The following is an 8,304-nucleotide window of genomic DNA, read 5'->3' as shown; positions in this document are numbered from 1 at the left end:
ATACCGGTTGGCATCGCAACAAAGACAACTGTCATCGAACCAATACCGGTTGGCATCGCAACAAAGACAACTGTCATTGTCACTTAAAAACACTTCCTATCATATTCCAGCTCCCAATGGATGCCCCTGTATTCGGCTAACCCATTCAACTGTAATGGCGTGTTTGGTACTTCCCCCCTAGCAGTATGGCCCATATTGGGCACAACATAAAATAGGTGAAAAACGATGTTGTTTTTCACCTATTTCAAACAACTAATACGATTAAGCAGTCTTTAGAACTTTTATCTGCTAAAGAAACCCTCAAAATGGCAGATAAACCAGATGTTAACAATTGTTGTTTTTCGGAATTTAGTCCAGCTTTTTAGGCAGTAGTAGATTAAAAATCATTAACTTTACGCATACAATAATCGAAATTTTATATTTAAAAATGAGTGCAGATATCAACAATCTTGAACAGATCGCTTCTCAAGTAAGACGTGACATTGTTCGCATGGTACATGCTTGTCAATCCGGCCACCCAGGTGGTTCACTTGGATGTACAGACTATTTTGTAGCGTTATACTTCCATGCGATGAAACATGACCCAACATTTAATATGAATGGTGTTGGAGAAGATTTATTTTTCCTTTCAAACGGTCATATCTCCCCTGTTTTTTACAGTACCTTAGCACGTGCCGGTTATTTTCCAGTAAGTGAATTGGGCACTTTTAGAAAAATCGAATCACGTCTTCAAGGACATCCTACAACTCATGAGCACCTTCCAGGTATACGCATTGCTTCAGGTTCTTTAGGACAAGGTTTATCCGTTGCTATTGGTGCGGCTCAAGCAAAAAAATTGAATAAAGATAATAATCTAGTATATGTCTTGATGGGTGACGGTGAGCTTCAAGAGGGGCAAGTTTGGGAAGCTGCATTATATGCACCACATAACAAAGTTGACAATCTTATTGCTGCGATAGATTATAATGGAGCACAAATTGACGGTTCGACAGAACAGGTTTTGTCTTTAGGAAACTTACGCGCAAAATGGGAAGCTTTTGGATGGGAAGTTTTGGACGTAGAAAAAGGAAACGACATGTCTTCTATCGTAGAAGGACTAGAAATTGCCAAATCAAAAACCGGACAAGGTAAACCTGTTATCATATTACTTCATACCGAAATGGGAAATGGGGTTGACTTTATGATGGGATCCCATAAATGGCATGGTGTAGCTCCAAATGATGAGCAATTAGAATTAGCATTAAATCAACTTCCGCGCACTATCGGTGATTATTAATCTATAGATAGTAGAAATTAAATCGTAAAAATTTAATTTCTATGGATTATCTGAAGATTAACATCTAAATAAGAATACAAAAATGAAGAAATATACATATACTGAATCCAAAGATACACGTTCAGGTTTCGGCGCCGGTTTATTAGAGGCTGGAAAACAAAACGAAAATGTTGTTGCACTATGTGCTGACCTTATCGGGTCATTAAAAATGAACGATTTCATCAAAGAATTTCCTGAGCGATTTTTCCAGATAGGAATTGCTGAAGCGAATATGATGGGGATTGCTGCTGGTCTAACTATCGGAGGAAAAATACCTTTTACAGGAACTTTTGCAAACTTTTCTACTGGCCGCGTATACGATCAAATTCGTCAATCTATCGCTTATTCGGATAAAAATGTAAAAATTTGTGCGTCGCATGCTGGTCTTACCTTGGGAGAGGATGGTGCAACACACCAAATTTTAGAAGATATCGGCTTGATGAAAATGTTACCTGGTATGACGGTAATCAATCCTTGTGATTTTAACCAAACAAAAGCAGCTACCATTGCTATTGCAAATTACGAAGGACCTGTCTATCTACGCTTTGGTCGTCCGGTAGTTCCTAACTTCACACCTGCTGATCAAACTTTTGAAATCGGTAAAGCTGTATTGTTAAACGAAGGTACAGATGTCACAATTATTGCAACCGGACACTTAGTGTGGGAAGTTATCCAAGCTGGAGAAGAATTAGAGAAATTAGGAATCAATGCCGAAATCATAAATATTCATACGATAAAACCTTTAGACGAAGAGGCTGTTCTAAAATCTGTTACGAAAACAGGTTGCGTAGTTACGGCAGAAGAACACAACCGCTTAGGGGGTCTTGGTGATAGTGTGGCACAATTGTTGGCTACAAAAATGCCAACACCTCAAGAGTTTGTCGCTGTAAATGATAGTTTCGGCGAATCGGGAACACCAGCGCAGCTAATGGAAAAATATGGATTAAATGCAAGTTCCATTGTTGCGGCAGCTCGTAAGGTAATCGCACGAAAATAAACAATAGGTATGGAACAAATGGAGGACGCTCTAATCATTTCAAAATTTTCAGATGAACGCACACGCGAGGAAGCGTTTGGCTATTTGCTAAAAAAATACCAACAAAAAATATACTGGCACATTCGTCGTATGGTGATTGATCACGATGATGCCGACGATGTAGTGCAGGATGTATTTATCAAAGTGTGGCGGAATCTCGATAAGTTTAGAGAAGACTCTCAATTATATACTTGGTTGTATCGCATTGCGACAAATGAGTGTATTACATTTTTAAACAAGAAAAAACAAAAGCAGAACCTGTCGTTGGATGACGACAGTTCTGCCTACTTGGCTGATACCCTAGCTGAAGGAAGTTACTTTAATGGCGATAAAGCTCAAATGAAACTTCAGCAAGCATTACTAACTTTGCCAGAAAAACAACGCCTCGTGTTTAACATGAAGTATTTTGAAGATTTAAAGTACGACGAAATCTCTGAAATACTAGGAACAAGTGTCGGAGCACTAAAAGCTTCCTACCATTTAGCGGTAAAAAAAATAGAGAACTTTTTTGCGGTGAACGATTAAACCTTTGCGTGCTTAGCAACTCTAAATAGAGACTATGAAGGAAAATAACACATATCATGAGGAATGGGACGATTTAAATCTACCGGAATCTTTTCGTGTGAATCCTTTTTTAGTGCCTAATCAATATTTCGAAGTGCTAGAAAATGAAATATTAGCACAAATACGTCTAGAAAATTCTGTAGTACCGACTACCTCATCTTTTTCTGTTCCTGACAATTATTTTGAGTCCTTAGATCAAAACATAATTGCACAGATACATTTAGAAAACTTGTCTTCCGCAGCTGAGCTTCCTTTTACAGTTCCTGATCAGTATTTTTCCAACTTGACCACGCAACTGAAATCACACATGCAGCTTGACAAACAGATGGGTGATCAAAAGTTTGGAAGTATTCCTCTAGGCTATTTCGAAGATATGACAGAAAAAATTCAGTCTGCTGTAAAAATCGAAACATACGCTTCAAGAGAGGAGGGCCTAGTCGTTCCTTCGGATTATTTTGAAGATATGTCCAGCAGGATCAACGCAAAAATATTTGAAGACAATTTAAAAGAAACGTTGTCTACAGACGGTTTTACAGCGCCTGCACATTATTTTGAGAATCTATCCGATCAAATAAAAGGTAGGATCCTTGCGTCTGATGCGACGATTCAACAACCGAAAACTGAACCTGCAACAATTCGTAGATTGAACCTAAGGACTTGGGTTCGCTATGTCGCTGCAGCTTGTGTAGCTACAGTTCTAGGTACTGTTTCTTATAACGTCGTAACAGAACAAAAAGATACAAATACTACGGCATCTCATTTACAGGAGATACCAGAGCAAGAAATTATCAACTACTTAGCATCTTCCCACAATAGTGATGACATGCTATACATTATGGAGTATATATACGAACCGGAAGAATCTGAGGGTGTAGGCAGTCAGGTTAAGAAAGATGATATTGAAGATTATTTAAATTACATGCTATAATGTTACGTTTTAGACATCTGTTATTCACGGTTTTTGCTGTAACCTTTGGAATATTAAGTGTTGCGGGTCAATCTCGAGATTCTAAAAGATTCGCCGCTATTGAAAATGAAAAAATAGCGTACATAACGAAAGAATTGAACCTTTCACAATCCGAAGCACAACGTTTCTTTCCTATATATAATCAATATAATAGAGAAATGTGGAATATCAAATCAGAAAAAAACAACAGTTCTACATCCGCTCCTTATGGAGGGAACTCATTTAATGGTTCTGCAAAGAGAGATATTTTATCATATGACGCTAAGGAACTAGAGGTTAAAAAAAATTATCGGAAGAAATTTGCTGAAGTTATTGGCAATTCCCGCGCATCTCAATTTTTTGAAATCGAACAAAATTTCAGAGAACTACTATACAAAGAATTACAGCGAAGAAATCAGTAATAGAAGCTAAACAAGCTTCTATTTTTTTTATATAATATTCTTTGCAGAAAAAACTCCCCCTGGCAAATTTTCATTTGCCCTTATATTATCCGTAATTTTGCATTCTGAATTTCATGTAACATGATTAGTAATAGAGAACTATTTCTTAAAAATACCGCCCAAACGTCATCTTCACCACGTTTATTTGAAATTGAAAAGGCTGAAGGAGTATATCTTTACGGGCCGAACGGAGAATCCTATATAGACCTCGTATCAGGTTTTAACGTGAGCAACATCGGCCATCGACATCCAAAAGTAATTGAAGCAATACAGCAGCAACTTGAAAAATATTTACATGTGACTGTATACGGTGAGTTTGTACAAGCACCACAAGTTCAATTCGCTACGGAGTTGCTAGCATTACTCCCCGACTCTTTCCAATCCGTATATTTCACAAACAGCGGGGCTGAGGCTGTTGAAGGGTCGATGAAAATTGCAAAAAAATTCACCGGCCGGAAGGAAATTATAGCCGCAGAAAAAGCATATCATGGAAGTACACAAGGAGCGCTAAGTTTGATAGGAAATGAAGCTTATCGCGATGCTTACGGCCCTTTATTACCCTCCATCCAATTTATACGATTCAACGATATATCATCATTAGAAAATATTACGACAGCAACTGCTGCTGTGGTATTAGAAGCGATTCAAGGCGAAGCTGGTGTACGCGTACCGACCTTAGCTTTTATGAAAGCTTTACGTGAGCGCTGCGATAATACAGGAGCCTTACTCATTTTTGATGAAATTCAAACCGGATTTGGAAGGACTGGAAAACTATTCGCTTTTGAACATTTTGAGATTGTCCCCGACATTCTTATGTTAGCTAAAGGTATAGGAGGAGGAATGCCTTTAGGTGCATTTATTGCGCGAAAGGAAATTATGGATGTCATTAAGGAGAATCCGATGTTAGGTCATATCACCACATTCGGAGGGCATCCTGTGAGCTGTGCTGCCGCCAGGGCATCATTAAAAGTAATACAACAAGAACAACTCTTGGCGTCCGTCGATGGTAAAGTAGCTTTGTTTCGTGAACTTCTTCATACTCCAAAAATAAAAGAAATCCGAGGCTTAGGTTTAATGATGTGCTTACAATTGGATTCTTTCGATCAGGTATATGCTGTAAGCAGCTACTGTGCGGAAAATGGGGTAATGATTGATTGGTATCTGCATTGCGAAACAGCTCTTCGAATAGCTCCTCCATTAACTATTTCTGAAGAAGAGATCAGAATTGCCTGTAAAATTATTAGAGAAGGCATTGAAAAATTCTGTTAAAAAGACTAACTTACGTTAAATATAAGCCTATTTAATACATGGAATCAAGAAGAAAATTTTTAACAAAAAGCCTACTGACCTTGGGTGCTACCGCCGTTGCTTCTAAAGGTATTTTCGCCGCAGAAGCGATGCAGAAACCTGCAGGAAAAATTAGCATCAAACAAAATGATATTATCCTCTTTCAAGGAGATTCTATTACGGATGCGGGACGCAAGAAAGAGAATTTACAAGCAAACGATACAGCAGCCTTTGGGAATGGTTATACTATGATGGCAGCAGGCTGTCTATTAAATAAATATGCAGACAAAAATATCCAAATCTACAATAGAGGAATTAGTGGTAATCGCGTACCTGATCTAATCTCCCGCTGGAATAATGATACATTGGAACTTCGTCCAACAATCTTGAGCATACTGATCGGTGTAAATGATTTTTGGAGAACAAAAGATCGTGGTGCTCAAAATACGCCCGCTCAATACAAAGAACAATATAAACAACTGCTGGAAACGACTTTAAAATCATTACCCAATGTTAAACTAATCATAGGAGAACCCTTTGGTGTTAAGAACGTTAAACACGTAACCGATGATTGGTATCCAGATTTTCTAGGTTACCAGCAAGCAGCAAAAGAGATAGCGAACGAATTTAATGCTATATTTCTCCCCTATCAAAGTATATTCGATAAGGCAGCAAGCCGAGGTGCAGGTAGTTACTGGACGACTGACGGTGTACACACATCCTTAGCCGGTGCTAATTTGATGGCACAGTCATGGCTTGAACTTATTAAGTAAGCAGTGTCAGGGTCGTCATTAGACGACTCTGACCAACAAACCTTTTAGATACTCTCCTTCCGGAAAGGAAGCTCGAACCGGATGATCCTCGGGTTGACTAAATTGTCTAATAAATTGAATTTCACGTCCTGCGTCCAGAGCCGCCCATGAAACTACTTGCTTAAAGGTATCGATATCCATTGCCCCTGAGCAAGAAAAAGTAGCTAATAAACCTCCGCTGGATAACAACATAAGCCCCCGACGATTCAGATCTTTGTAAGCACGTGAAGCTTTTTCTAACGAAGAACGAGAGGGAGCATATTTTGGAGGATCAAGTACGATGAGATCAAATTTTTCCCCCTCTTCCCCCAACTGTCTCAAGTACTTATTCACATCGGATTGAACAGCTCGGCTCTTAACCGCATCAAAACCATTGCTGATTAAATTCCGTTTTAACGTATCAACTGCCAAGGCTGAACTGTCGACAGAAACAACTTCCGAAGCACCTTGTTTAAATGCATTTAATGTAAATCCACCGGAATAACAAAAACAATCCAAGACTCTTTTATCGGCAACATATTGAGCTGTCAACCATCTGTTTTCCCGTTGATCACAATAGAACCCTGACTTTTGTCCTTCTACAATATTAATCTGATAACGAATTCCATTCTCCATGACCTCCACAAATTCAGGAGGAGTTTCTCCGTACAATAATCCATTGCTGTTAGGCAAACCTTCATGTTCCCTAGATTTCAAATCACTGCGTTCGTAGATTCCCCGAGGGGCAAGTAAAGTCACAAGCTCATCCACAACAACAGACTTAACCAACTCAATACCCGAAGAATGAACTTGAATAGAGATAAAATCACCATATTTATCCACAATCAAACCAGGTAAGAAATCGGCTTCTGCAAAAACTAAACGAACAGTATTATTTTCTGCAGTTAATAAATGCTTACGCAGCTCAACAGACCTCCTTATTCGATCACGCCACCACGATTCATCAACAACACGATTGGGATCCCATTCCAATAGGCGCACAGCCACTCTAGATTGTGCATTATATACGCCGAAGGCAATAAACTCATCATCAGCATTAAAAACTTGTACCAGACTCCCATTAAGAGGCGCCCCCTTCACTTTATTTATTGCTCCCGAAAATATCCACGGGTGAAGCTGCCAAGCAGCTTTATCTTTTCCTCGATTAAGAACTATCGTATTCATCTGTACAAAAATAAAGCTTAGTTTCTGTAGTTAATAGTAGAAAAGAAACTTAAATTGCAGATAGAAAAAATGAAATGATAACAAGTGATCCGAATAAGCTAAAAACAACTCCTGCCACAACAAGACTAAAAAAAATATAAATGAAAAAGACAATTAGTATCCTCGTATTAAGCCTTGTATTAATTTTAAGTTCTTTTACCATAAGTTGGTACACCCTTTGGAAAATTCAAGAGAATGACTATGTGATTAAATTTGAGACTTCCAAAGCCAGTGGAACCATAAAAGGACTAGAAGGCAAAATTTTGTTCGACAAACAGCAACTTTCTACAGCAGATATCGATGTGAGCGTCGATGTGAATACTATTGCTACAGGAATTTGGTTAAAGAACAATCATGCAAAAGCAGAAGATTTTTTAAATGCAGAAAAGTTTCCTAAAATCCATTTTAAATCTAAAAGTTTCAAAAAGACAAGCGCAGGATTTGAAGTTGACGGCACTTTACGCATAAAAGATGTGGCTAAACAAGTTCAAATACCCTTCTCTTTCGACGAAAACAGCAACAAGGCTGTCTTTAAAGGAGATTTTGAAATCAACAGAAAAGACTATAACCTAGACAAAAGCGGTATAGGAGAAATTATAAAAATACAAATCAAGCTTCCGGTAAGCCATTAAAAAATAAGGGGCTATATCCAACCGATATAGTCCCTTATTTACACACTA

At 38.3% G+C, this 8,304-nt stretch carries 9 protein-coding genes; 8 read left to right on the top strand and 1 reads right to left on the bottom strand.

Annotated elements, in window-relative coordinates; all coding sequences use genetic code 11:
* Positions 1-427 precede the first annotated feature (427 nt).
* From ACSZOX_RS21945 to ACSZOX_RS21915, 7 genes are all read left to right on the top strand, one after another.
* Positions 428-1,276, top strand: coding sequence for a transketolase (locus ACSZOX_RS21945; RefSeq protein ID WP_437922359.1), 849 nt, complete (start codon positions 428-430; stop codon positions 1,274-1,276).
* 82 nt (positions 1,277-1,358) lie between these two features.
* Complete coding sequence (locus ACSZOX_RS21940) at positions 1,359-2,312, top strand: transketolase family protein (RefSeq protein ID WP_437922358.1); 954 nt, start codon at positions 1,359-1,361, stop codon at positions 2,310-2,312.
* Between the two features lie 18 nt (positions 2,313-2,330).
* Complete coding sequence (locus ACSZOX_RS21935) at positions 2,331-2,876, top strand: RNA polymerase sigma factor (RefSeq protein WP_437922374.1); 546 nt, start codon at positions 2,331-2,333, stop codon at positions 2,874-2,876.
* Between the two features lie 34 nt (positions 2,877-2,910).
* Positions 2,911-3,843 carry a hypothetical protein gene (locus tag ACSZOX_RS21930; protein WP_437922357.1) on the top strand — a complete coding sequence of 311 codons (933 nt, stop codon included), beginning with the start codon at positions 2,911-2,913 and terminating at the stop codon, positions 3,841-3,843.
* On the top strand, positions 3,843-4,283 hold the full coding sequence (locus tag ACSZOX_RS21925; RefSeq protein WP_437922356.1) for a hypothetical protein: 441 nt from the start codon (positions 3,843-3,845) through the stop codon (positions 4,281-4,283). The genes ACSZOX_RS21930 and ACSZOX_RS21925 overlap by 1 nt, the downstream gene beginning before the upstream one ends.
* 120 nt (positions 4,284-4,403) lie before the next feature.
* Positions 4,404-5,591: an aspartate aminotransferase family protein gene (locus tag ACSZOX_RS21920; RefSeq protein ID WP_437922355.1), complete on the top strand. Its 1,188-nt coding sequence runs from the start codon at positions 4,404-4,406 to the stop codon at positions 5,589-5,591.
* A gap of 38 nt (positions 5,592-5,629) precedes the next feature.
* On the top strand, positions 5,630-6,382 hold the full coding sequence (locus ACSZOX_RS21915) for an SGNH/GDSL hydrolase family protein (protein ID WP_437922354.1): 753 nt from the start codon (positions 5,630-5,632) through the stop codon (positions 6,380-6,382).
* A gap of 18 nt (positions 6,383-6,400) precedes the next feature.
* On the opposite strand, the gene ACSZOX_RS21910 is transcribed toward ACSZOX_RS21915, so the two are convergent.
* Positions 6,401-7,585, bottom strand: coding sequence for a class I SAM-dependent rRNA methyltransferase (locus ACSZOX_RS21910; RefSeq protein ID WP_437922353.1), 1,185 nt, complete (start codon positions 7,583-7,585; stop codon positions 6,401-6,403).
* A 140-nt stretch (positions 7,586-7,725) separates the two neighbouring features.
* Here ACSZOX_RS21910 and ACSZOX_RS21905 point away from each other — a divergent pair, with 140 nt between their 5' ends.
* Positions 7,726-8,256, top strand: a complete 531-nt coding sequence (locus ACSZOX_RS21905) for a YceI family protein (protein ID WP_437922352.1) — start codon at positions 7,726-7,728, stop codon at positions 8,254-8,256.
* Positions 8,257-8,304 lie beyond the last annotated feature (48 nt).

Origin of the sequence: Sphingobacterium sp. LRF_L2 (assembly GCF_965644235.1) — a bacterium.
In the GTDB taxonomy this organism is placed as follows: domain Bacteria; phylum Bacteroidota; class Bacteroidia; order Sphingobacteriales; family Sphingobacteriaceae; genus Sphingobacterium.
The sequence above is the reverse complement of the archived record's forward strand: the minus strand, read 5'-3'. Positions and strand labels throughout refer to the sequence as shown.

Bases quoted from the DNA above. Each gene is read 5' to 3' on its own strand.
- ACSZOX_RS21920 (WP_437922355.1), top strand. From the start codon at position 4,404: ATGATTAGTAATAGAGAACTATTTCTTAAAAATACCGCCCAAACGTCA.
- ACSZOX_RS21925 (WP_437922356.1), top strand. From the start codon at position 3,843: ATGTTACGTTTTAGACATCTGTTATTCACGGTTTTTGCTGTAACCTTT.
- ACSZOX_RS21910 (WP_437922353.1), bottom strand. From the start codon at position 7,585: ATGAATACGATAGTTCTTAATCGAGGAAAAGATAAAGCTGCTTGGCAG.
- ACSZOX_RS21905 (WP_437922352.1), top strand. From the start codon at position 7,726: ATGAAAAAGACAATTAGTATCCTCGTATTAAGCCTTGTATTAATTTTA.
- ACSZOX_RS21930 (WP_437922357.1), top strand. From the start codon at position 2,911: ATGAAGGAAAATAACACATATCATGAGGAATGGGACGATTTAAATCTA.
- ACSZOX_RS21915 (WP_437922354.1), top strand. From the start codon at position 5,630: ATGGAATCAAGAAGAAAATTTTTAACAAAAAGCCTACTGACCTTGGGT.
- ACSZOX_RS21945 (WP_437922359.1), top strand. From the start codon at position 428: ATGAGTGCAGATATCAACAATCTTGAACAGATCGCTTCTCAAGTAAGA.
- ACSZOX_RS21935 (WP_437922374.1), top strand. From the start codon at position 2,331: ATGGAGGACGCTCTAATCATTTCAAAATTTTCAGATGAACGCACACGC.
- ACSZOX_RS21940 (WP_437922358.1), top strand. From the start codon at position 1,359: ATGAAGAAATATACATATACTGAATCCAAAGATACACGTTCAGGTTTC.